At 75.1% G+C, this 22,075-nt stretch carries 23 protein-coding genes; 13 read left to right on the forward strand and 10 right to left on the reverse strand.

The window, feature by feature from the left end; translation table 11 throughout:
• Positions 1-11 precede the first annotated feature (11 nt).
• Positions 12-548 (reverse strand): PLD nuclease N-terminal domain-containing protein, encoded by a 537-nt coding sequence (locus V5D56_RS08905; RefSeq protein WP_435738682.1) that lies wholly within the window; start codon positions 546-548, stop codon positions 12-14.
• A 31-nt stretch (positions 549-579) separates the two neighbouring features.
• Here V5D56_RS08905 and V5D56_RS08910 point away from each other — a divergent pair, with 31 nt between their 5' ends.
• On the forward strand, positions 580-879 hold the full coding sequence (locus V5D56_RS08910; RefSeq protein ID WP_435738683.1) for a DUF4229 domain-containing protein: 300 nt from the start codon (positions 580-582) through the stop codon (positions 877-879).
• A 37-nt stretch (positions 880-916) separates the two neighbouring features.
• Here the strand turns inward: V5D56_RS08910 and V5D56_RS08915 are convergent, their stop codons facing one another.
• Both V5D56_RS08915 and V5D56_RS08920 read right to left on the reverse strand, forming a co-directional pair.
• Positions 917-1,786 carry a 1,4-dihydroxy-2-naphthoate polyprenyltransferase gene (locus V5D56_RS08915; protein WP_435738684.1) on the reverse strand — a complete coding sequence of 290 codons (870 nt, stop codon included), beginning with the start codon at positions 1,784-1,786 and terminating at the stop codon, positions 917-919.
• A 29-nt stretch (positions 1,787-1,815) separates the two neighbouring features.
• Entirely contained in the window at positions 1,816-3,036 is a 1,221-nt protein-coding gene (locus V5D56_RS08920; RefSeq protein ID WP_435738685.1) for an AMP-binding protein, read from the reverse strand.
• Between the two features lie 203 nt (positions 3,037-3,239).
• On the opposite strand from V5D56_RS08920, the gene V5D56_RS08925 reads away from it, so the two are divergent.
• Both V5D56_RS08925 and V5D56_RS08930 read left to right on the forward strand, forming a co-directional pair.
• Positions 3,240-4,265, forward strand: coding sequence for a DUF3048 domain-containing protein (locus tag V5D56_RS08925; protein WP_435738686.1), 1,026 nt, complete (start codon positions 3,240-3,242; stop codon positions 4,263-4,265).
• Between the two features lie 110 nt (positions 4,266-4,375).
• Complete coding sequence (locus V5D56_RS08930) at positions 4,376-4,615, forward strand: hypothetical protein (RefSeq protein WP_435738687.1); 240 nt, start codon at positions 4,376-4,378, stop codon at positions 4,613-4,615.
• A 76-nt stretch (positions 4,616-4,691) separates the two neighbouring features.
• Here V5D56_RS08930 and V5D56_RS08935 read toward each other — a convergent pair whose 3' ends face one another.
• Entirely contained in the window at positions 4,692-5,684 is a 993-nt protein-coding gene (locus V5D56_RS08935; RefSeq protein WP_435738988.1) for a 1,4-dihydroxy-2-naphthoyl-CoA synthase, read from the reverse strand.
• A 52-nt stretch (positions 5,685-5,736) separates the two neighbouring features.
• Positions 5,737-6,750 (reverse strand): DMT family transporter, encoded by a 1,014-nt coding sequence (locus V5D56_RS08940; protein WP_435738688.1) that lies wholly within the window; start codon positions 6,748-6,750, stop codon positions 5,737-5,739.
• A gap of 66 nt (positions 6,751-6,816) precedes the next feature.
• Between V5D56_RS08940 and V5D56_RS08945 the strand changes: the two genes are divergently transcribed.
• The 3 genes from V5D56_RS08945 to V5D56_RS08955 all read left to right on the forward strand — a co-directional run bounded on the left by V5D56_RS08945 (position 6,817) and on the right by V5D56_RS08955 (position 9,284).
• Complete coding sequence (locus V5D56_RS08945) at positions 6,817-8,244, forward strand: PLP-dependent aminotransferase family protein (protein ID WP_435738689.1); 1,428 nt, start codon at positions 6,817-6,819, stop codon at positions 8,242-8,244.
• A 72-nt stretch (positions 8,245-8,316) separates the two neighbouring features.
• Positions 8,317-8,646, forward strand: a complete 330-nt coding sequence (locus V5D56_RS08950) for a DMT family transporter (RefSeq protein ID WP_435738690.1) — start codon at positions 8,317-8,319, stop codon at positions 8,644-8,646.
• A complete protein-coding gene (locus V5D56_RS08955; protein WP_435738691.1) occupies positions 8,646-9,284 on the forward strand; it encodes a TetR/AcrR family transcriptional regulator in 639 nt (212 codons plus the stop codon). Before V5D56_RS08950 ends, V5D56_RS08955 begins: the two co-directional genes overlap by 1 nt.
• A 125-nt stretch (positions 9,285-9,409) precedes the next feature.
• On the opposite strand, the gene V5D56_RS08960 is transcribed toward V5D56_RS08955, so the two are convergent.
• Together V5D56_RS08960 and V5D56_RS08965 are read right to left on the reverse strand one after the other, a co-directional pair.
• Positions 9,410-10,234: a hypothetical protein gene (locus V5D56_RS08960; protein WP_435738692.1), complete on the reverse strand. Its 825-nt coding sequence runs from the start codon at positions 10,232-10,234 to the stop codon at positions 9,410-9,412.
• Entirely contained in the window at positions 10,231-10,860 is a 630-nt protein-coding gene (locus tag V5D56_RS08965) for a helix-turn-helix domain-containing protein (RefSeq protein ID WP_435738693.1), read from the reverse strand. Before V5D56_RS08965 ends, V5D56_RS08960 begins: the two co-directional genes overlap by 4 nt.
• Positions 10,861-11,051: 191 nt before the next feature.
• Between V5D56_RS08965 and V5D56_RS08970 the strand changes: the two genes are divergently transcribed.
• The 3 genes from V5D56_RS08970 to V5D56_RS08980 all read left to right on the forward strand — a co-directional run bounded on the left by V5D56_RS08970 (position 11,052) and on the right by V5D56_RS08980 (position 15,811).
• The gene (locus V5D56_RS08970; protein ID WP_435738694.1) at positions 11,052-12,062 is read left to right on the forward strand and encodes an o-succinylbenzoate synthase; all 1,011 of its coding nucleotides are present in this window, start codon (positions 11,052-11,054) and stop codon (positions 12,060-12,062) included.
• The gene (gene menD, locus V5D56_RS08975; protein WP_435738695.1) at positions 12,059-14,011 is read left to right on the forward strand and encodes a 2-succinyl-5-enolpyruvyl-6-hydroxy-3-cyclohexene-1-carboxylic-acid synthase; all 1,953 of its coding nucleotides are present in this window, start codon (positions 12,059-12,061) and stop codon (positions 14,009-14,011) included. Before V5D56_RS08970 ends, menD begins: the two co-directional genes overlap by 4 nt.
• Before the next feature lie 219 nt (positions 14,012-14,230).
• The gene (locus V5D56_RS08980) at positions 14,231-15,811 is read left to right on the forward strand and encodes a S1C family serine protease (protein WP_435738696.1); all 1,581 of its coding nucleotides are present in this window, start codon (positions 14,231-14,233) and stop codon (positions 15,809-15,811) included.
• Positions 15,812-15,944: 133 nt separating this feature from the next.
• Here the strand turns inward: V5D56_RS08980 and V5D56_RS08985 are convergent, their stop codons facing one another.
• Complete coding sequence (locus V5D56_RS08985; RefSeq protein WP_435738697.1) at positions 15,945-16,523, reverse strand: N-acetyltransferase family protein; 579 nt, start codon at positions 16,521-16,523, stop codon at positions 15,945-15,947.
• A 126-nt stretch (positions 16,524-16,649) separates the two neighbouring features.
• Entirely contained in the window at positions 16,650-17,993 is a 1,344-nt protein-coding gene (locus V5D56_RS08990; RefSeq protein WP_435738698.1) for an isochorismate synthase, read from the reverse strand.
• Between the two features lie 65 nt (positions 17,994-18,058).
• On the opposite strand from V5D56_RS08990, the gene V5D56_RS08995 reads away from it, so the two are divergent.
• Positions 18,059-18,757 (forward strand): demethylmenaquinone methyltransferase, encoded by a 699-nt coding sequence (locus V5D56_RS08995; protein ID WP_435738699.1) that lies wholly within the window; start codon positions 18,059-18,061, stop codon positions 18,755-18,757.
• A gap of 112 nt (positions 18,758-18,869) precedes the next feature.
• Here V5D56_RS08995 and V5D56_RS09000 read toward each other — a convergent pair whose 3' ends face one another.
• Entirely contained in the window at positions 18,870-19,421 is a 552-nt protein-coding gene (locus V5D56_RS09000; RefSeq protein WP_435738700.1) for an MOSC domain-containing protein, read from the reverse strand.
• A gap of 234 nt (positions 19,422-19,655) precedes the next feature.
• Between V5D56_RS09000 and V5D56_RS09005 the strand changes: the two genes are divergently transcribed.
• The 3 genes from V5D56_RS09005 (at position 19,656) to V5D56_RS09015 (ending at position 22,044) form a co-directional block, all read left to right on the forward strand.
• Positions 19,656-20,957, forward strand: coding sequence for a geranylgeranyl reductase family protein (locus V5D56_RS09005; protein WP_435738701.1), 1,302 nt, complete (start codon positions 19,656-19,658; stop codon positions 20,955-20,957).
• Between the two features lie 103 nt (positions 20,958-21,060).
• Complete coding sequence (locus V5D56_RS09010) at positions 21,061-21,423, forward strand: NADH-quinone oxidoreductase subunit A (protein ID WP_047234407.1); 363 nt, start codon at positions 21,061-21,063, stop codon at positions 21,421-21,423.
• Between the two features lie 69 nt (positions 21,424-21,492).
• A complete protein-coding gene (locus V5D56_RS09015; protein ID WP_251153475.1) occupies positions 21,493-22,044 on the forward strand; it encodes a NuoB/complex I 20 kDa subunit family protein in 552 nt (183 codons plus the stop codon).
• The last annotated feature ends 31 nt before the right edge of the window (positions 22,045-22,075 follow it).

Genomic DNA, 22,075 nt, shown 5'->3' on the forward strand with positions numbered 1-22,075 from the left:
CGCGGTGTCTCTCAGCGGCTGCCCGGCCCGTCGCGCTCGGGCCCGGTGCCCGTCTGGTCGGTGTCCTCGTCCCGGTCGGTGCCGGACGCGTCGTCGTCCACGCCGTGGCTCGGGCCGTCCGAGCCCGGGCCGGTTCCCGCTGCCGGCGGGGTACCGAAGGCCGGAGCGTCGTCCGCCCCGGGGCCGTCCGTGGTCCCGGAGGCCTCGGGCGTGCCGGACGCGTCCTTGCCCTGACGGCGCTGCTGCTGCTCGAGGCGCCAGAGGAACTCGGGGTCGTCGTCGGGCGCGAGCGGTGCGTTGCGACGGCGCCGTGCGGGCGTCGTCGACCCCGCGCCGGGACGCCCGCCCGTGCCGTAGCGGGGGACGGAGCGGTGCGACCGCTTGACGAGGATCCAGGCGATCGGACCGACGAACGGGAGGAGCACGATGAGGACCACCCACAGGCCCTTGGGGATCCCGCCGCGGTCCTCGTCGTCGCTCGAGGCGAGGTCGACGAGCGCGTAGACCGCGAGACCGACGGCGATGAGGGGCAGCAGCACGCGAAGCATGCCTCCAGCCTACGGGCCGTACCCTGGAGGAGTGCCCGTCCTCGTCTACTCCGTCCTGCGCCTCCTGCTGTTCGCGGCGGCTCTCGGCGCGCTCTGGCTCGCCGGGATGCGCGGCTGGCTGCTCGTGCTGGTCGCGGCGGTCGTCGCGCTCATGCTGTCGTACCTCACGCTGAACCGTCCTCGCGAGGCGGCGTCGCGCTATCTCGCGGAGCGGGCCGAGCGCCGCGCGCGGACGGGCGAGCGGTTCTCGCGCGACATCGAGGACGACGCCGCGGTGGAGGATGCGGCGATCGACGCGGCCGACGGGCCTGAGGGGCACCCGACGCGCTGATCGCGCTGATCCGCCGGGGGCCCGGCGCGGCCGGTCGCTACAGGGCGAGCCCGACGCCGAGCAGCACCCCGTACGAGAGCTCGAACAGGCCCGTCCCCGCGAGGACCGGCACGAGCAGCGGGCCGCGCGCGCCGGCGATCACGGGCAGGGTGAGCAGGACCGCCGGCAGGAGCAGCACGAGCGTCAGCAGCGTCCACGCCGAGGCGAGCGCGCACACGACCGCGAGCAGCAGCGGCACCCAGATCATCAGCACGAACACACGCCGCGCGCGCCAGTCGCCGAGGCGGACGGCCAGCGTGCGCTTGCCCGCGACGACGTCGGTGGGGATGTCGCGCAGGTTGTTCACCATGAGCAGCGCGCACGCCAGCAGGCCCACGGCGACCGCGCCCACGACGGCGGGCCACGTCACGACGTCCGCCTGCGTGTACGTCGTGCCGAGCGTGGCGACGAGCCCGAAGAAGACGAACACGCCCACCTCGCCGAGGCCCCGGTAGCCGTACGGGTTGCGGCCTCCCGTGTAGTACCAGCCGGCGAGGATCGCGAGGGCGCCCACCGCGATGAGCCACCAGTGCCCCGAGACCGTGCAGAGCAGGAGGCCGAGCACCGCCGCGACGCCGAACGCGGTGAACGCCGCGGCGCGCACCTCGCTCGGTCGCGCCGCTCCGGTGGCCGTGAGGCGCATCGGCCCGACGCGCTCGACGTCCGTCCCGCGGATCCCGTCCGAGTAGTCGTTCGCGTAGTTCACGCCGACCTGGAGCGCGAGCGCGACGCCCAGCGCGAGCAGCGCCGGCCAGAAGGCGAACCCGTCGACCTGCGCCGCGGCGCCCGAGCCGACGATCACCGGGGTCGCGGCGGCGGGGAGGGTGCGCAGGCGTGCGCCCGCGACCCACTCGGCGGGACTGGCCATGGTGCTCCGATCGGTCGTGCGGCTCGTGCTCAGGCGCCGTCGTGCCCGACGGCGAGCCGCGCCACCGCGGCCCGGTCCACCTTGCCGGGGCCTCTTCGGGGCAGGTCCGTCACGACGAGGACGCGGCGCGGTGCAGCGGCCCGTCCCAGCCTATCCGCGACGCGACGGCGGATCGCGCCAGGGAGGTCGGGGGGAGCCTCGGACGAGCGGGCGGACGGGGCGTCGGAGGGACGGGCGCCGGGGCGACCGGACGGCGCCTGCCCCCGCAGCGTCACGACGGCGACGACCGCCTGCCCCCACTCGGGGTCCGGCACGCCGACGACGCACACCTCACCGACGCCCTCGACGCCTGCGACCACGTCCTCCACGGCCGCCGGGGCGACGTTGACGCCGCCCGTGACGACGACGTCGTCGGCGCGCCCGAGCACCGTCAGGTGGGGCTGGTCGTCGCCGGTGATCCGGCCGAGGTCGCTCGTGCGGAACCACCGCGACCCGTCGGGGTCGGTCCGGAAGGCCGTCGCCGTCGCCGCGTCGTCCCCGAGGTAGCCGTCCGCGAGGACGGGACCGGCGAGCTCCACGACACCGGACCCCCCGGCGAGGCGGGCGCGCACGCCCGCGAGCGGCACGCCGTCGTACACGCAGCCGCCGCACGTCTCCGTCATCCCGTAGGTCGTCACGACGCGCGCGCCGGCGGCACGGGCCCGGCGCAGCAGCGCGGTCGGTGTCGCGGCGCCACCGAGCAGGACCGCGTCGAGCGAGCACAGGGCGTCGAGCCCGCGCGCGCCGCCGTCGGTCCCCGACTCCGCCGCCGCGACGAGGCGGTGGAGCTGGGTGGGGACCAGGGAGACGTAGCGCCGGCCGTCGCGCGGCGCGCGGCGGACGAGCGCGGCGAAGCCGTCGGCCGTGAACGGTGCGCCGGGCGGCGCCGCGGTCAGCCCGTGCCCGGCGTGCGCGCGGGCGACGACCTGGACCCCGGCGACGTGCGTGGCGGGAAGGGTGAGCAGCCAGTGGCCCGGGCCGCCGAGGCGCGCGTGCGTGCCGTCGCCCGAGGCGCGCAGCGCGCGCGCCGACAGCACGACCTCGCGCGCGGCGCCGGTCGACCCCGAGGTGCGCAGCACGAGCGCGGCGTCGCCGGGGTCGGCGTCCGCGAGCACCGGCACGGGCGCGACGGGCGGGCCGTCGCCGTCGAGCGCCGCCCCGACGGCCCGGACGAGGCCTTCGAGGTCTGCGGGGACGACGGCGCGGGTCACCCGATCAGGGTAGGTCGCGACGTAGTGTGTCCGGGAACCAGCCGGGGAGACGCGCGAGAGCGACGGGGACGACGGCGGACGACGGGGTCCGGCGAGCGACGAGAGGGGCGACGGTGCGGATGCTCGCTGGAGGACCACAGGGGCGACGCGGACCACGGGCACGCCCGGGTGGTCGCCGGAGCCGCGCCCTCGGCGGCGCTCTCGTGCTCGTCACGGCACTGACGCTCGCCGCGTGCGGGGGCCGCGAGCCCGCCGCGCCCGTCACCGCGACCGTCGACGCGGACACGTCCGTCGCGAAGGGCGGCCCGCCCGACCCCGTGGTGCCGGTCGTGTGGCCGCTCACGGGCGTCGCCGTCGAGGAGGTCGCGGTGCGGCCCGCCCTCGCCGTGAAGATCGAGAACGCACCCCAGGCACGCCCCCAGACCGGGCTCGAGTCGGCCGATGTCGTCTGGGAAGAGGTCGTCGAGGGCGGGATCACGCGGTTCGTCGCGGTCTACCACTCGCAGACGCCCGAGCTCGTCGGGCCGGTCCGCTCGGTCCGTCCGATGGACCCCGCGATCGTCGCGCCGCTGCACGGCGTCCTCGTGTACACGGGCGGGCAGGAACCGTTCACGGACGCGGTGGACGCGGCGGGGATCCAGTCCGTCGTCATGGACGACGGCGACGACGGCTTCGAGACGACCCGCGCCCGTCGGGCCCCGCACAACGTCTACGGCCGGGTCGCGGACCTCTGGGAGCAGGCGGACGACGAGCGCACCTCGCCGCCCCCGGCGCAGCTCGTCCACGCGCGTGAGCCCGGCCGTGGCACGGCGACGGTCGCGGGTGCACCGGCCGCGCGGCTGGACGTCGAGCTGACGTTCGCGAGCAGGGCGGTGTGGGAGTGGGCAGGGGAGCAGGGCGCGTACCTGCGGAGCGAGGGCGACGAGCCCGCCGTCTCGGCCGACGGCGCACGGCTCGCCGCGACGAACGTCGTGCTGGTCTCCGCGACGATGGTCGACACGCGGTTCACGGACCCTGCGGGGGCGCCGGTCCCGGAGACACAGCTCGTCGGTTCGGGGGACGCCGTCGTGGCGAGCGGCGGCAAGCAGGTCGTCGCCACCTGGTCGAAGGGAGCCGTCGACGCGCCGCTCGTCCTCACCGGTGCCGACGGGGCGCCCGTGGAGCTCGAGCCCGGCACGACGTGGATCGAGCTGGTACCGATCGGCAGCGGGAGCTGGGCGATCGGCTGACCGTCCTCCTTCGGGCGGACGACCGCTCCCCCCGCGGGAGGAGCACGCGTCGACCAGGAGCCTCCGTCGGGCCGACGCGCCCGGAGGGTCCCGGACGGCACCGTGGAGTCATGGCAACCGTCGTCCCGAACCCCACCCACCCGTCGTCGGCCCGCACCCCCGGTGAGGGCCCCTCCGTGACCCCGGCGCCGCCGTCGTACGCTCCGCGCTCGCAGCGTGACGAACCCGGCGCCGCGCGCTCGGCCGTCCCCGTCGTCGTCTCCGTCGGCCTGCTCTTCGGGCTCGCCGTCGCCGCGGCGTTCGTGGGCCGCGGCATCATCGAGATGCTCACGGGCATGCTCGGCCAGTGACCCGCAGCCCTCGACCTGTCAGCACCGTGCCGGTCCGCGGACCCGTGATGCGCTGACAGGTCTTCCCGGAGCCGGGTCAGAAGGCGTAGCCGAACCGGCCCCAGTCCGGGTCGCGGCGCTCGAGGAACGCGTCCCGGCCCTCGACGGCCTCGTCCGTCATGTAGGCGAGGCGCGTGGCCTCGCCCGCGAACACCTGCTGGCCCATGAGGCCGTCGTCCGCGAGGTTGAACGCGAACTTCAGCATCCGGATCGCCTGCGGCGACTTCGTCGCGATCGTCCGCGCGTACTCGAGCGCGAGCGCCTCGAGGTCCGCGTGGTCCGCGACCTCGTTGACCGCGCCCCACGCGTACGCGTCCTGCGCCGAGTACTCGCGCGCGAGGAAGAAGATCTCGCGCGCCCGCTTCTGCCCGACCTGCCGCGCGAGGTAGGCCGACCCGTAACCGCCGTCGAACGAGCCCACGTTCGCGTCGGTCTGCTTGAACCGCGCGTGCTCGCGGCTCGCGATCGACAGGTCCGCCACGACGTGCAGGGAGTGCCCGCCGCCCGCGGCCCAGCCGTTGACGACCGCGACGACGACCTTGGGCATCGTCCGGATCAGGCGCTGCACCTCGAGGATGTGGAGCCTGCCGGCGCGCGCCGGGTCGACCGCGTCGGCCGTCTCGCCCAGGACCTCGCCGCCGGACACGCTCTCGACCGCGGTCGTGTACTGGTAGCCGGACCGGCCGCGGATGCGCTGGTCGCCGCCCGAGCAGAACGCCCAGCCGCCGTCCTTGGGGGACGGGCCGTTGCCCGTGAGCAGGACGGTGCCGACGTCGGACGTCATGCGCGCGTGGTCGAGGACGCGGTAGAGCTCGTCGACGGTGTGCGGGCGGAACGCGTTGCGCACCTCGGGGCGGTCGAACGCGACGCGCACGACGGGCAGGTCGCGCACGACCTCGCCGGGCGTGCCGTCGGCACCGGCAGGTGCCCGCTCGACCCCGCGGTGGTAGGTGATGTCCGTCAGACCGTCGAAGCCGGCGACGTCGCGCCAGGCGAGAGGGTCGAAGGTCTCGGACACGCGGCGCGGCACGGGCGTCCGTCCTGCGGCCGCCGTCGCGGGGTCCGCGGCCGGCGTGGGGTGGTCATCGCTGCTCGGGCTGGTGGGGCTGCTCACGACCGCCACGGTATCCGGTCGGCGCTCGTCGAGGCGCCCGGTCGGACGCGTGCTCGTGCGGTGCACGACGGCGCGGGGCGAGGCCCAGCGCGAGCCCGGCACCGACCGTGAGCACCCCCGCGACGGCGTGCCAGGTCGCGGTCTCGACGCCGAGCCCGACGGACGCCGCGAGGGCGGCGACCGGCATGAGCCCGGCGAAGAGGCCCGCGCGCGCCGCGCCCAGCCGAGCGAGCCCCGAGTACCACAGGAGGAAGGCGACGGCCGTGACGACGACGGCGAGGTAGGCGAGAGCTGCCGTCTCGGTCGCGGTCGGCATCGTGAGGAAGGGCCCCGGGAGCAGCAGACCGCCCAGCGCGAGCTGCGGGACGGCGAGCACGCACGCGAACGCGGAGACCCGCAGCGGGCCGAGGGTGGACAGGAGCGGGAGAGCGAGGAGCGAGAAGCAGACCTCGCACGCGAGCGCGCCGACGGCGAGGCCCAGCCCGACGAGGTCGACCGCACCCGGACCCTCGACGAGCACGACGCCCGCGGTCACGGCGAGGGCCGCGAGCCCGGTGCGCGCGTCGACACGCCGCGCGCGGAGCGCCGCGGCGACGGCGAGGACGACGGGCGTCGCCCCGACGACGGCGCCGACGAGCGACGGGTCGGCCCGGTCGGCGCCGCGCACGACGAGCACGCTGAAGGCGACGAGCCCGGTGGCCGAGAGCGCCGCGAGCCGTCCCGCCTGCCGTGCGGTGGGCCACACCCACGGGACCCGCCGCCCGGCGAGGACACCGAGGAGGACGAGGGCGGCCAGCGCGTAGCGCACGGCCTGGCCGCCGAGCAGCGGGAAGTCGGCGAGGGCGCCCGACGCGACGAACGACGCGCCGACGATGAGCATGCCCGCCGCGCACAGGCCTGCGGCACCCGCGGGGGAGGGGCCGTCGTCGGTGAGGCGGGTCGGGCGGAGCGCTGCCGGTGCGGGACGAGCGGAAGTGGTCACCCTCCGACGCTAGGGATCCGTTGGTCCAGGAGACAGAGCCAGTTTGCGCCTGGTTGACTGGGCCAGATGACGGACCGGCTCCCTCCCGAGGCCTTGCTGCTCCTGCTGGGACCACGGCCCGACGGCGCCCTCGGGCGGTGGATCGAGGACGGGCTGCGGGCCGCGATCATCGACGGCAGGGTGGGCCCCGGAGCGGTGCTGCCCTCGAGCCGGGACGCCGCGACGGCGCTGGGCGTCGCGCGCGGCACGGTCACGGCGGCGCTCGACCTGCTCGTGGGCGACGGGCTCCTCGTGAGCAGACCGCGTGCCGGGGTCGAGGTGGCGGCGGTTCTGGGCACCGGCGTGCCGACGGGACCGGGGGCGACGCCGGCGCCGACACCGGCGGCGATGCCGACGCCCCGCCCCGCCCGGCCGCCGAGCGTGGGGACGCCCGACCCGGCGCTCTTCCCTCGCACGGCCTGGGCGCGCGCTGTGCGGTCCGCGACGGCGGGCCTCCCCGACGCGGACCTCGGCTACCCGGACCCGCAGGGGCTCCTCGCGCTGCGCGAAGCGGTCGCGAACCACCTCCGGCAGGCGAGGGGCGCGCGGGCCGAGGCGCACGACGTCGTCGTGGTGAGCGGCGTGGCGCAGGGCCTCACGCTGCTCGCCGGACTGCTCGCCGGCCCGCTCGCGGCGCCGCGCAGCGGGACGATGCCCGCCGCGCGCGTCGCCGTCGAGGACCCCTCGTCACCGGGAGCAGTCGACCTGCTCCTCGCGGCGGGGCTCGGCGTCGACCCTGTCCCCGTCGACGACGACGGCCTGCGCGCGGACCTGCTCCCGGACGCGAGCGCGGTGCTCGTCACGCCGGCGCACCAGTTCCCGCTCGGGGTCGTGCTCGCACCGGACCGACGCCGGGAGCTGCTCTCCTGGGCGGCGGCCGGGGGCCGGTACGTGCTCGAGGACGACTACGACGCCGAGCTCCGGTACGACCGGCGTCCCGTCGCGGCTCTCCAGGCGATGGACCCTGACCGGGTCGTGCTGCTCGGCTCGGTGTCGAAGATGCTCTCGCCGGCTCTGCGCCTGGGCTGGGTGCTGGCGCCGCCGCAGCTCGTCGGGCCGCTCGTCGAGGCGAAGACGCGGGCCGACCTGGGCTGCTCGGTCCCCGAGCAGGCGGCGCTCGCGGACCTGCTGCGCAGCGGGGCCTACGGCCGTCACCTGCGCCGTGTCCGGACGGTCTACCGCCGACGGCGCGCAGTCCTGCTCGAGGCGCTCGGCGCGCACGTGCCGGACCTGCGCGTGCGCGGCGTGGACGCCGGACTGCACGTGGTGGTGGAGCTCGCGTCGCGCGCGGCCGAGGACGAGGCCGTCCGGGTCCTGGCCGGGGCAAGGGTCCCGGCGCTCGCACTGAGCGCGACGGGCGCGGTGCCCGGTGAGCGGTTCGGCGTCGTGGTCGGCACCGCGAGGGTGCGCGACGATGCGGTGGCCGCCGTGGTCCGGGCCGTGCGCGGACAATAGTGGTACGGTAGTACCAGATAGCGCGCGACGGCGGGACCTGCCACCCGGTGCGCCGAACCTCGGAGAGTCCTCATGGCGCTCGCTTGGATCGTCCTCATCCTGTCCGGCATGCTCGAGGCCGGGTGGGCCCTCAGCCTCAAGGCGTCGGAGGGGCTCAGCAAGCTCTGGCCCAGCGTCTCGTTCGTCGCCCTGCTCGTGCTCAGCATGGTCGGGCTGAGCTACGCCCTCAAGACCCTGCCCGTGGGCGTCGCCTACGGTGTGTGGGTGGGGATCGGGGCCGCCCTGACCGCTATCCTCGCCGTCGTCCTGTTCGACGAGCCCGTCACGGTCCTCAAGGTCATCTCCCTCGTGCTGATCGTCGCGGGCGTGGTCGGGCTCAACCTGTCCGGTGGGGGTCACTGATGCCCGAGACGTCGACCGAGCCCGCGCCCTCCGAGGGCGTGCGCGCCGAACCGCGTCGGCAGGCGCGCGGCACCGCGCGCCGCGACGCGATCGTGCGTGCGGCCGCCGACCTCATCCTGCGCGAGGGGCCCGCGGCCGTGACGCACCGCGCGGTCGCCGCCCGTGCCCAGGTCCCGCTCGCCGCGACGACCTACTACTTCACCGGTCTCGACGACCTCATCGGCGCCGCGGGGCGGGTCATCGTCGAAGGCTGGGCCGACCACGCGCGCGACGCCGCGGCGCGCGCCGTCCGGCGGACCGCGTCCGGGCGTCTCGCGGGCTCCGCCGGTGCCGACGCTGTCGTCGACGCCGTCCTGCCACCCGGCGGCGAGGCCGAGGTGCGGGGGTTCTACGAGCACCTCGTCGGCGCGGGTCGCTATCCGGCCCTCGCGCACGCGTACGCCGAGGGGCGCCACCAGCTCGACGCCGCCGTCGCCCACCTCCTCACGCTGCTGGGCGTGCACGGCGTGAACCCCGCGCTCCTCGTGGCCGTCGTCGACGGCGCCGCGGTGAGCGCGCTGAGCGAGGGCCGCGACGTCCGGGGCCTCGCCGTGCGGCTCGTCGTCGACCTGCTGGGCGACGACGGCGAGCAACGTTAGGGCGCGTCTTCATGCTCCCGCGCAGGCAGGAGCGGGACTGGACATTGTGTTCGCCGTCCGAGCGCATCAGCTGACGGCCGTCGGTCTGAGTCCCAGCACATGGCCGAACCGCTGGACGTCGCGCGCTACGACGTCCGAGGAGGCGCGACCCAGGTCTGCTTCGTCGTGGGGGTCGCCCATGCGGGGATACTGCGCTGAGCCGGCTGGGTGGGCCGCGGTCCACGCGACAGGTACGTGGACAGGCGGTCGAGCGCAACCGCCCCGCCGTCGACGAGCGCGATGATCGTCGGGTGATCGCGGCGCAGGCGGCCGATGGCATTCGACAGCCGCTCGATGTCGAGCTGGTTCAGCTCGGCGCCCTTCGTGAAGTCCTCAGGCTGGACGAGGACCGCCATGACGACGAAGTCCTCGAGGTGCCGCCGGACATCGCCGTGGAGCAGGAGTGCAGACGCCTTGCCGATCAGTGAGCCGACGATCGTCGGCCGGTTGATGGTCGCGGACCGGTCGTCGATGACGACGGTGATCTGCTCGCTGCGGTCGATCTGCTTCTGAGCGCCTGGTGTCTCGAGCCCGGGGGCACCATGAATGTCGGTCCGGACTGAGGCGACGGGACCGAGGAAGCGGGGAATGAGGACGTCGATCACCGCTTCGTCGCGTCGCCACCGATGGTTGATGTCGTTGACGGACATGGCTCGGTCGGTGACGAACCCGATCTCCGACAGCGCCTGGGTGACGGACCGCAGGGCTTCGGGCTGTTCGCGGACGTGCACGACCGTGTCGACGTCGGTGGTGGTGCGCACCGGTGAGAAGCCACGTTCGAAGCAGTGCAGCTGGACCATCTGTCCGCCCACGAGTGTCCAGCCATCTGGCATGCGGTCTGCAAGATCGAACAGGCCCAGCCATGAGGCAGTCTGCGCTGGCAGCATCTCCGGCAGCACGATGGCGGTCACAGGTGGTTCCTTGCTAGCTCGCGTGCCTGACGGATGTCCCGCTCCGACCCGTTGTCCACCAGATCGGCGATGACGAGTGCGATGGGCACCGGGTTGGGTGGGAGGAAGGGAGTGACGTGCAGGATGGCGTTCGGTCTGCCGCGTGCGGGTACTAGCCAGTGGTCAGCCTTGACGGCCTCGGCTTCGTCCTGGTGGACGTAGACCTCGACCAGATCGGACACGGCCATCTGGGAGCGCGGATCGCTGACGCCACTGGGCACGACACGCATGTCGTCGAGCAGCTTGACGGGGTGAGGCGCGGACATCTCGAGTCGCTCGCCGCGCGAACGCAACCACGCGGCGAGTACCAGCGCGGGATCGTCGCGATCCCGCAGGTGGGTCATCCGGTTGTTGAGCTTCCATGCAGCTTGGGCGTCGAGCCAATCATCTGTCCTCAAGATGAGCGCCCATGCGTTACGAGGACTCATGGGACGCCCGGCCGGCTTGGGGTGGCGCAGCGAGTGCGGGCTGACGACCCAGCGTCCGCCGATCTTCTCGCCCTTGAGCTCGCCAGAGTGCAGCATGGCGAGTACTCGGCGTTCGGAGACGTCGAGTGCCCGTGCTGCGTCAGCCACGGAGATGACCATGGCCCCAATTGTACGAGAATCCGAACGATTGGCGACATAAGAGGGTGAGGCGTGTGTCCGCGTCTCCTCTATAGTTCTGATCGGCGAACCATTGCGGACAGCGCTCGTTGTTGCGCCGACGTCCGTGACGTTCGGCAGGCCGGACGTGCCCCCGCCGTGGGCGACGACGGGCGGTGGCATAGCCTGGGAACGTGCCCGACCCCCGCCCCGCCGTCGTCTACCGCACCCGCCTGACCACCCGCTTCCGCGGCCTCGACGCACGCGACGGCGTGCTCCTGCGGGGCGGCGCCGGGTGGGGCGAGTTCTCGCCGTTCTGGGACTACGACGACGCGGAGTCCGCCGCGTGGCTCCGCGCTGCCCTCGAGGCCGCCGACGACGGCTGGCCCGCCCCGGTGCGCGACACGGTCCCGGTGAACGTCACCGTCCCCGCGGTAGGTCCGGACCGCGCGCGCGAGATCGTCGCCGCGTCCGGCGGCTGCCGCACCGCCAAGGTGAAGGTCGCCCAGCGCGGGCCCGACGGCGCCCTCGAACCGCTCGCGGACGAGGTCGCGCGGCTCGAGGCCGTGCGCGACGCGCTCGGTCCCGGCGGCCGGGTGCGCATCGACGCGAACGGCGCCTGGGACGCCGACGACGCGCTGCGCCGTCTGCCGCACCTCGAACGGGCCGCAGGCGGCCTCGAGTACGTCGAGCAGCCGTGCGCGGACGTCGCCGGTCTCGCCGCCGTCCGGCGCGGGCAGCACGGGGACACCGCCGTGCCCGTCGCCGCCGACGAGTCGGTCCGGCGCGCCGAGGACCCGCTCGCGGTCGTCCGCGCCGACGCGGCCGACGTCGTCGTGCTCAAGGTCCAGCCGCTCGGCGGCGTCCGAGCCTGCCTCGAGCTCGCCGAGCAATTCGGTCTCCCCGTGGTCGTCTCGTCGGCGCTCGAGTCGTCCGTCGGGATCGCGGCAGGCGTCGCGCTCGCGGCCGCGCTGCCCGCGCTGCCGTACGCGTGCGGGCTCGCCACGGTCCAGCTCCTCGCCGACGACGTCACCGACACCCCGTTCCTCCCGGTCGACGGCGTGCTGCGCGTCGCGCGACCGGAGCCCGCGCCCGACCGGCTCGCCGCGACCGTGCCCGACGACGACACCGACCGCCGCTGGCGCGACCGGCTCGCCCGGGTCGCCGCGCTCGGGCCCGCCAACGCCCCGGCGGCCCGGCGATGAGCGGCGCATCGGCGGGCGGCGCAGCGGCGAGTGCGGGATCCGCCCGGCAGCCGACCGCTCAGCAACCGCCCGCCGTGCGAGCCGCGTGCGCGCTCGTGGCGCGCCTCGTCGCCGAGGGCGTGCGCGACGTCGTGCTCGCGCCCGGGTCGCGCTCCGCGCCCCTCGCGTACGCGGTCGCCGCGGCGGCCGACGCCGGCCTGCTGACGCTCCACGTTCGCGTCGACGAGCGGACCGCCGGGTTCCTCGCCCTGGGCCTCGCCCGGGGGAGCGAACCGGTCGACGCGGCCGGCGGGGCGAGCGTGCCCCGGCCGGTGGCCCTCGTCACGACCTCCGGGACCGCCGTCGCGAACCTCCATCCCGCGGTGCTCGAGGCGCACCACGCGGGCGTCCCCCTCGTGCTGCTCACCGCGGACCGGCCGCACGAGCTCCGCGGTACGGGCGCCAACCAGACCACCGACCAGGTGGGGATCTTCGGGTCGGCGGTGCGCCTCGTCGTCGACCAGCCGGCCCCCGACGGCCGGGACGGCGAGGTGCGCGACCTGCTCGCCGCGACGACGCGCGCCCTCGCCGCGGCGACCGGTGCCCGCACGGGCGTCCCCGGTCCCGTGCACCTCGACCTCGCGTACCGCGAGCCGCTCGTCCCGGTCGCCGCGCTCGGCGTCGCCGACGTCGACCCTCGGGCGACCGGCGTCCGTGGCGCAGGGGTCGTCCCGGCGCTGGTCTCTGCTCCCCGGCAGGGGTGGCCCGCCGGGAGGACCGTGGTCGTCGCCGGCGACGGCGCCGGCCCGGTCGCGCGTGAGCTCGCCGAGGCGCGTGGCTGGCCGCTGCTCGCGGAGCCCTCGTCGGGTGCCGTCGGTGGACCGAACGCCGTGCCGGCGGCGTCGCTCGTGCTCGGCGTGGCCGAGCTCGCGGACGACGTCGAGCACGTCGTGGTGCTCGGGCGCCCCACCCTCACGCGCCCGGTCCAGCGGCTGCTCGGTCGCGACGACGTGTCCGTCACCGTCGTCGCGCCCGCGGGTGCGCCGTGGCCCGACGCCGCCCGCGCCGCCCGGTCCGTGCTCCCCGCCGTGCCGTCGTCGTGGCTCGTGCCGGCGCACGAGGGACCCGCCGCCGCCGACGATGCCGACACGGTCGGCGGCGCTCGTGACGTTGCCGACGTCGGTGCCGACACCGACGCCGGGGCGGCCGACCTGCGCTGGCTGGCACGGTGGCGGGCGGCAGCGACGGCGGCCGCACGCGCCGTCGACGCCGTGACGGCCGGGGACCGCCCGACCGGCCCGGCCGTCGCCCGCGCCGTGGCGGGGGCGTGCGGAGCCGGCGACGTGCTCGTCGTCGGCTCCTCCAACCCGGTGCGCGACCTGGACCTCGTGCTCGGCACCGACCTCGTGGCGGACGCCGCGGACGAGCGCGCCGACGCGGCGGCGGGCGCCGGACGCGGGGTGCTGCGCGTCGTCGCGAACCGGGGCCTCGCGGGGATCGACGGGACCGTCTCGACCGCGGTCGGGGTCGCGCTCGCCGAGGCCCGGCGCGGACGGCGCACGCGTGCCCTGCTCGGCGACCTGACCTTCCTGCACGACGTGGGCGGCCTCCTGCGCGGGCCGCACGAGCCGCACGTGGACCTCCAGCTCGTCGTCGTCAACGACGACGGCGGGTCGATCTTCGCGGGCCTCGAACCCGGGGCGCTGGGGGAGGCGTCGACGGCCGCCGGCGCGACGTTCGAACGGGTCTTCGCGACCCCGCACGGGGCGAACCTCGCGCACCTGTGCTCCGGGTACGGCGTGGACCACCAGTTCGTGCCCGACGTCGCGTCCCTGCGACACGCGCTCGCCGCGCCGAGCCACGGCGTGCAGGTGCTCGAGATCCGCGTCCCGCGCACGGACCGCCGTGCAGAGGCCGCCGCGCTCGGCGCGGCGGTGCGGGCCGCCGTCGCGCAGGCGCTCGCCGGCTGACCCACCGAGGATCTCGCACGACCGGTGACGGTTCGGCACGTCGTGCGCCGATCGGCGTCTCGAGGTGCCGACCGCGGACGCGGACCGCCGACGACCGCATCGACCGCCGAACGGTCGGCGGGACCGGAGCTCCAGGATTCGCAGACAACTCCCAGGCAGGCTCAAGGGTCGTTCAAGGCCGAGGGTGTGAAGTAGTGGGCAGAACCGAGGAGGCCCACCATGTCGAACGACACCCCCACCGCACCCATGCAGCCCGTCGAGCACCCGCAGACGCAGTCGACCGCACCGCTCGCGGCGCCCCAGCACGTCCAGCACGTCCACTTCGCCCAGCCGGCCGCGCCGCAGCAGGCACCCGCGAACCCGTACGCCCGCCCGGCCCAGGCCGCGGGCGCCCCGGCCGGGCACCACCCTGCAGGCGCCGCGGCGGGCGGGCACGGTGCCGTGCCGCCGCCCCCGGCCCCGCCCGTACAGGGCGAGCCCGCCGGCCCGCGCGCGGAGCGCCGTCGCACCTGGGTGCCCGTCGTGAGCGCCGCCGCCGCGGCCGCCGTCGTCGCGAGCCTCGGCACCGCCGGGCTCGTCCTCGCGGTCGACGACGACGCCTCGCCGAGCGGCTCGCTCTCCCAGGTCGGGCAGCAGCAGGAGGAGTCCACGACGGCGCCCGTCTCGAGCTCGTCCTCGCAGAACCCCGACTGGGAGGCCGTGACGCAGGCCGTCGCGCCGTCGGTCGTCGCGATCCAGGTCCAGACGCAGTCCGGCGGCGGCGAGGGCTCGGGCGTCATCATCGACGACCAGGGCCACGTCGTGACCAACAACCACGTGGTCGCCGGTGCCGTCGACGACACCGTCCAGGTGACCCTCAGCGACGGCCGCCTGTTCGAGGCGACGATCGTCGGGCTCGACCCGGCGACGGACCTCGCCGTCGTGCAGATCAAGGACGCCCCGGACGACCTGCAGCCCGCGACGCTCGGCGACTCCGACGACGTGAGCGTCGGCGAGTCCGTCCTCGCGGTCGGCAACCCGCTCGGTCTTGCGAACACCGCGACGACCGGCATCGTGTCGGCTGTGGACCGCCCGGTCTCCGCGTCCGGCTCCGAGGGCGGCACGTCGGTCGTGACCAACGCCATCCAGATCGACGCCGCGATCAACCCCGGCAACTCGGGCGGTCCGCTGTTCGACGCGCAGGGCAAGGTCATCGGCATCACGTCGTCCATCGCGACGCTGTCGAGCGGCGGGAGCCAGTCCGGCTCGATCGGCCTGGGCTTCGCGATCCCCGTGAACCTCGCGAAGACGATCGGCGAGCAGCTCGTCGAGAACGGCACCGCGGAGCACGCGTTCCTCGGCGTCTCCCTCTCGGACGCGACCGCGACGGCCGACGGCGTGACGCGCCGCGGCGCGCAGGTCGCCGAGGTCACCGAGGGGTCGCCCGCCGCGGAGGCGGGCATCGAGAACGGTGACGTGATCGTCGCGATCGACGGTGACGCCGTGGGCGGCGCCGAGTCCCTCACCGCGTTCGTCCGCGAGCGCGCGGCCGGTGCGAACGCGGCGCTCACCGTCGTCCGCGACGGCAAGACCGTCGAGGTCGAGGTCACCCTCGCGACGCGCCCCGCCGACCAGGAGACCACGGACGGGTCCGGTCAGGGCCAGGCCCCGGAGGGCCAGCTCCCCGAGGGCCAGGACGGCCAGGGCCAGGTGCCCGAGGGGCAGGACGGCCAGCAGGGCGAGCAGGGTCAGGAGACCGACCCCAGCGACCCGGGCAACGTCCCGAACCCGTTCGACTGGTTCTTCGGCGGGCAGGGCTGACCCACCGCCGTCTTTCCCGTCGCGCCGTCCTCCCATCCGGCGCGACGGGATCCGCGGGCGCCGCGGACGTCCCCCCGCGCGCCCCGCCCGGCCGGCACGGATCGCTCCGTGCCGGCCTTCGGCGTGCCCGGCGTCAGGCCGGGTGGGCCGTGCCGTCGGCCGGGACGTCGGGTCCGGCCCAGCCCGCCTCGTCGGACGGCTCCCCGTCCGGCGTCGCGGCGTCGGGAGCAGAGCCGCGCGGCGTGAGCGGCTTGGTGAAGAACCCTGCGGTCTGCGTGTAGCCGCGAGCCGTCGAGAACTCCTGGCACACCGCCGTCGCGATCGCCGCCTGGTGCGCGCCGGCCTCGATGGCCCAGTCCTCCGCGGACGCCAGCAGGGCGCGGCCCACGCCGCGCCGCCGGTGCGCGGGGGCGACCGCGACCTCCTCGACGCGGCACACGTCGCCGTTCGCGGCGAAGCTCAGGTACCGGTTCGCCAGGACGTACCCGACGACGCCCTCGTCCGGCAGCTCGGCGACGGCGAACCAGGTGTCGAGCGCACCGAGCAGGGGGCCGTACGACCGGTCGAACGCCCTCCGGTCGGGCGCGGACCGGAGCTCCGGGACGAGCGGCCAGACGGCGTCGCGGTCCGTGACCGTGGCACGACGGACGAGGACGCCGGTGGGGCCGGCATCCGTGACGGACGGGCCGGAAGGAAGGGAGGATTCGGACACCTGCGCGAACCTAGCAGCGGCCCGAGCCCCCTGGACAGAGGCGTCCGGTGCCCGGTCAGATGGTCGTGGTGGTGACGTTCCCCACATCCGCCGGCTCGCCCACGACGGGGCGGCGTCCGTCGGACCTCAGGAGCCGAGCGCGTACCGCAGCGGCTCGAGCTTGGCCTCGGACTCCGCGAGCTCGGACGCCGGGTCGGACGCCGCGACGATGCCGCAGCCCGCGAAGAGCCGCACGTCCCGGGGGTCCGACGCGGAGAGCTCGGCCGAGCGCAGCGCGATGCCCCACTCGCCGTCGCCGTCGGCGCCGAGCCAGCCCACGGGGCCGGCGTACCGCGAGCGGTCCATGCCCTCGATCTCCCGGATGAGGTCGCGCGCGGCCTCCGTCGGCGTGCCGCACACCGCGGCGGACGGGTGCAGCGCCGCCGCGAGCGCGAGGCTCGTCGGCGCGGCGGCCTCGCCACCGCGCGCGAGGACGCCCGTGACGTCGGACGCGAGGTGCATGACGTTGGGCAGGTGCAGCACGAACGGCGTGTCGGGGACGTTCATCGACGAGCAGAAGGGCGCGAGCGCCTGCGCGACGGACGCGACCGCGTACTCGTGCTCCTCGAGGTCCTTGGAGGACCGGGCGAGCTGCGCGGCGCGCAGGAGCGCGTCGTCGTCGGACAGCCCGGCCCGGCGGATCGTCCCCGCGAGGACGCGCGACGTGACGAGGCCCTTCTCGCTGCGGACGAGCAGCTCGGGCGTCGCGCCGACCATGCCGTCGACCGAGAACGTCCAGCACGCCTCGTACGCCGTGGCGAGGCGCGCGAGCAGCCAGCGGGGGTCGACCGGCGCGCTCGTGCGGGCCACGACGTCGCGCGCGAGCACGACCTTCTCGAGCGCCCCGGCGCGGATGCGCTCGACCCCCTCGGCGACGACGGCGGCCCAGTCGTCGGCGCGCAGGGCGCCGTCGTGCCAGGTGACCTCGCCCGGCGGCGTGACGGGCGTGCGGGGCGTGCGGGCCAGCGCCGCCGCGGGGGAGGACGACAGCGAGCCCGCGGTGTCGACCGTCGTGAGCCACGTCGTGCCGTCGCGGCGCCCGACGACGACGCGCGGGACGACGAGCACGCCGCCCGCGCGCAGCGGCTCGTGCGCGTCGTCCCCGGGCGCGGAGTCGTCGAACGCGAACGTGCCGAACGCGACCGGGCCGGTGCCCGGCAGACCGACCTCGTCACGCACGACGGCGCGCGCGAGGGTCTCGTGCCACGCCGCCTCGGCGTCGGCGAACCGTCCCGGCCCCCACGTCTCGAGGCGCAGGGCCTCGCCCCAGCCCACGATCCCGTCGCCCCGGCGCACCCAGCTGAGGGGACGCGCGTCGGGCAGGAGGTCGACGAGCGCGGCGGGGCCGCCGGGGAGGTCGTCGATCCGGCTCGTCCGGACGACGAGCGGGTGGGGCTGGGCGGCCGGGGCCGTCGACGGTTCTGCAGTCATCGCCACCCAGCGTAAGCGCGCCCGGTCGGTGCGGCGCAGCACGCGGCTCGTGGAACCATGGGCCCATGCCCCGCGCCAGCCTGGACAAGAAGCCCGCCGAGGTCGCGTCGATGTTCGACGGCATCGCCCGCCGCTACGACCTGACGAACGACATCATGTCGTTCGGGCAGGACCGTTCCTGGCGGCGCGCGACGGTGCGCGCCCTCGGGGCGCTCCCCGGCGAGAAGGTGCTCGACCTCGCGGCCGGGACGGGGACGTCGTCCGAGCCGTTCGCCGACGACGGCGTGCACGTCGTGCCGTGCGACTTCTCGCTGGGCATGCTCCAGGTCGGCAAGGAGCGCCGGCCCGACCTGCCGTTCGTCGCGGGCGACGCCACGCACCTGCCGTTCGCCGACGCGACGTTCGACGCGGTGACGATCTCGTTCGGGCTGCGCAACGTCGTCGACACCGAGGGCGCGCTGCGCGAGATGCTGCGTGTCGTGCGCCCCGGGGGTCGTGTCGTGATCTGCGAGTTCTCCACGCCGACGTGGGAGCCGTTCCGTGTGCTCTACCAGGAGTACCTCGTGCAGGCGCTGCCGCGCATCGCCGCGGCCGTGACGCGCGAGGGCGGCTCGTACGAGTACCTCGCGGAGTCCATCGCGGCGTGGCCGGACCAGCGGGGTCTGGGCCGGCTGCTGCTGCGCGCCGGCTGGGAGGGCGTGGCCTACCGCAACCTCTCCGCGGGGATCGTCGCGCTGCACCGCGGGACGCGTCCCGCCGCGTAGCCGCCCGGTCCGTCCGGCGGGCGCCGCCGGTCGGTCCGTACAGCCGGCTCGGGCCGTGGAGCCGGCTCGGTCCGGTCAGACGGCTCGGTCCGGTCAGACGGGTGCGGGCCGGTCAGACGGGTGCGAGCGCCTCGTGCGGCGCGTCCGGGAGGTGCACGACGACGTCGTCCCCCGCCGTGATCGTCCCGCCCTGCTCGACCACGGTCATGACGCCGGCCTTGCGCACGACGCCACCCGCGCCGTCGGGCACGACGACCTGCTTGAGCAGCCCGGCCTGGAAGTCGTTGATCTGCTGGCACGGGTTGCGCAGACCGGTGACCTCGAGGACGACCTCGGGCCCGATCGCGAGCCGCGTGCCCCGCGGCAGGCCGAGCAGGTCGACGCCGCGCGTCGTGACGTTCTCCCCGAGGTCGCCGGGGGAGACGTCGAACCCCGCGGCGGCGAGCTCGTCGAACAGCTCGGCGTGGATGAGGTGCACCTGGCGGAGGTTCGGCTGCGTGGGGTCGGCGCGCACGCGGCTGCGGTGCTGGACGGTGACCCCTGCGTGCGTGTCGCCGACGACCCCGTGACCTGCGACGACACGGACGGAGGCGCTGACCTGCTTGCTGAACTCGTGGTCCGGGCTCGAGGCCACGGCGGCGACGTGCGGAGAGGTGGAGGGCACGCGGCCATCCTGCCGTACCGGCGAGGACGGAGGTCCCGGATGCCCCGCGAAGGTCCCGGGTGAGCGGAGGAAGGGTCTCCTTGCTACACATCGCGCGGCACGAGTGACTAGAGTGACGGTTGTCCATTGTGACCGACTTCACAAGGACTGTGGGTGCACCGTGCTCGACGACGGGTGACGGTGAGGTGCGCGAGCACCGGAGGGTGTTCCGACGAGCGGCGAAGGGGTGAGGACGTGGGCGCAGGACGCGACGACGCCGACGTCATCGTCGTGGGTGCGGGCCCCGCGGGCTCGACGGCGGCCCACTACTGCGCCGCCGCCGGCCTCAACGTGCTGCTGCTCGAGAAGTCCGCGTTCCCGCGCGACAAGATCTGCGGCGACGGGCTCACGCCCCGCGCGGTCGCCGAGCTCGTGCGCATGGGCGTCCCGACGCGCGCGGAGGACGGCTGGATCCGCAACGAGGGCCTGCGCGTCGTCGCGAGCGGGCGCTCGTGGGAGCTCGCGTGGCCCGACCTCGCGTCGTACCCGAGCTACGGAATGGCCCGCGCCCGCCACTCGTTCGACCGCACGCTCGCCGAGCACGCACAGCGCACGGGGGCCAAGCTCCTCGAGCGCACCGCGGTGACCGGTCCGGTGCTCGACGAGCGGACCGGCCGCGTCGTCGGCGTCACCGCGCGGCCGGTGGACGACAAGGGCCGCCGCGCAGGCGACGAGGTCACGTACCGCGCGCCCGTGGTCATCGCGGCCGACGGCGTCTCGTCGCGGTTCGCGCTCGCGCTCGGGCTGAGCCGTCGCGAGGACCGCCCGATGGGCGTCGCGGTCCGCACGTACTTCCGGACTCCTCGTCATGACGACGCGTGGATGGAGTCCCACCTCGAGCTCTGGGAGGGCGCACCGAACAGGTCGGCGCTGCTGCCCGGCTACGGGTGGATCTTCGCGCTCGGGGACGGCACGGCCAACGTCGGCCTCGGGTCGGTGAACTCGTCGCCGGCGCGGCAGTCCGCGGCGAACGTCGACTACAAGGACCTGTTCGCGACGTGGATGCGCAACGCGCCCGCCGAGTGGGAGCTCACCGAGGAGAACCAGATCGGCCCGGTGCGCGGCGCGGCGCTGCCCATGGGGTTCAACCGCACGCCGCTGTACACGCGCGGCGTGCTGCTCGTCGGGGACTCGGGCGGCATGGTCAGCCCGTTCAACGGGGAGGGCATCGCGTACGCGATGCAGGCCGCGCGCACGGCGGCGGACGTCGTGGCGCAGTCCCGGGCACGGGCCACCGACGCGGGGCGCGAGCGCGCGCTCCAGACGTACCCGAAGGTCATGCGCCGCGAGCTCGGCGGCTACTACACGCTCGGCCGGTACTTCGTGAAGCTCATCGAGCACCCCGAGATCATGCGGATCTGCACGCGCTACGGGCTGCCCCGCCCGGTCGTCATGCGGTTCGTCCTCAAGCTGTTGTCCGACTGCTACGAGCCCCGCGGCGGCGACTGGGTCGACCGCGTCATCGCGGGGCTGACGAGGGTGGTGCCATCGTCATGACCAGACCTGGTGGGCCGGCAAAGGTGCCGGCGTGCGCACCACCTGACCGTGACCCCGGACGGCGTCGTCCGGGGATCCCGAGCCCCCACTCGAGGAGTACGCGATGACCAACCCGTACGTGCCGCTTCTCGTCCTCATGGGCGTGGCCGCAGTGCTCGCTCTCGGCGGCGTCGCCGCGAGCGCCGTGATCGGCCCCAAGCGCTACAACCGCGCCAAGCTGGACGCCTACGAGTGCGGCATCGAGCCCACCCCCCACGCCATCGGTGGCGGGCGCTTCCCGATCAAGTACTACCTCGTGGCGATGACGTTCATCGTCTTCGACATCGAGGTCGTCTTCCTCTACCCCTGGGCCGTCGACTTCGCGACGCTCGCGACGTTCGGGCTCGTCGCGATGCTCGCGTTCCTCGCGCTCATCACCGTCCCGTTCGTCTACGAGTGGCGCCGCGGGGGCCTCGAGTGGGACTGACACCGACCATCTGCACCTGTCCGCGGCACGAGCCGCACGCGCGACCGACGAGGGGCTAGGAGAACAACCATGGGGATCGAGGAAGCTCCTTCAGGCTTCTTGCTCACGACCATCGAGGACCTCGCCGGGTACTTCCGCAAGGCCTCGCTGTGGCCCGTGACGTTCGGGCTCGCGTGCTGCGCGATCGAGATGATGGCCGCGGGCGCCTCGCGCTTCGACCTGTCGCGCTTCGGCATGGAGGTCTTCCGCGCGTCACCGCGCCAGGCGGACCTCATGATCGTCGCCGGTCGAGTGAGCCAGAAGATGGCGCCCGTCGTGCGCCAGGTCTACGACCAGATGAGCGAGCCCAAGTGGGTCCTGTCGATGGGCGTGTGCGCGTCGAGCGGCGGGATGTTCAACAACTACGCGATCGTGCAGGGCGTCGACCATGTCGTCCCGGTCGACATCTACCTGCCCGGGTGCCCGCCGCGACCGGAGATGCTCATCAACGCGATCCTCGCGCTGCACGAGCAGATCGGCGACGAGCCCCTGGGCGCGAACCGCAAGGAGGCGGCGCGCGCCGCCGAGGCGGCCGCGCTCGAGGCCACGCCGACGTTCCAGATGAAGGGGCTGCTCCGGTGAGCGCGACGACGGACCCGGGCGGCGGCGCGAA

The sequence above is a fragment of the Cellulosimicrobium sp. PMB13 genome, from assembly GCF_051294865.1.
Lineage (GTDB): Bacteria > Actinomycetota > Actinomycetes > Actinomycetales > Cellulomonadaceae > Cellulosimicrobium.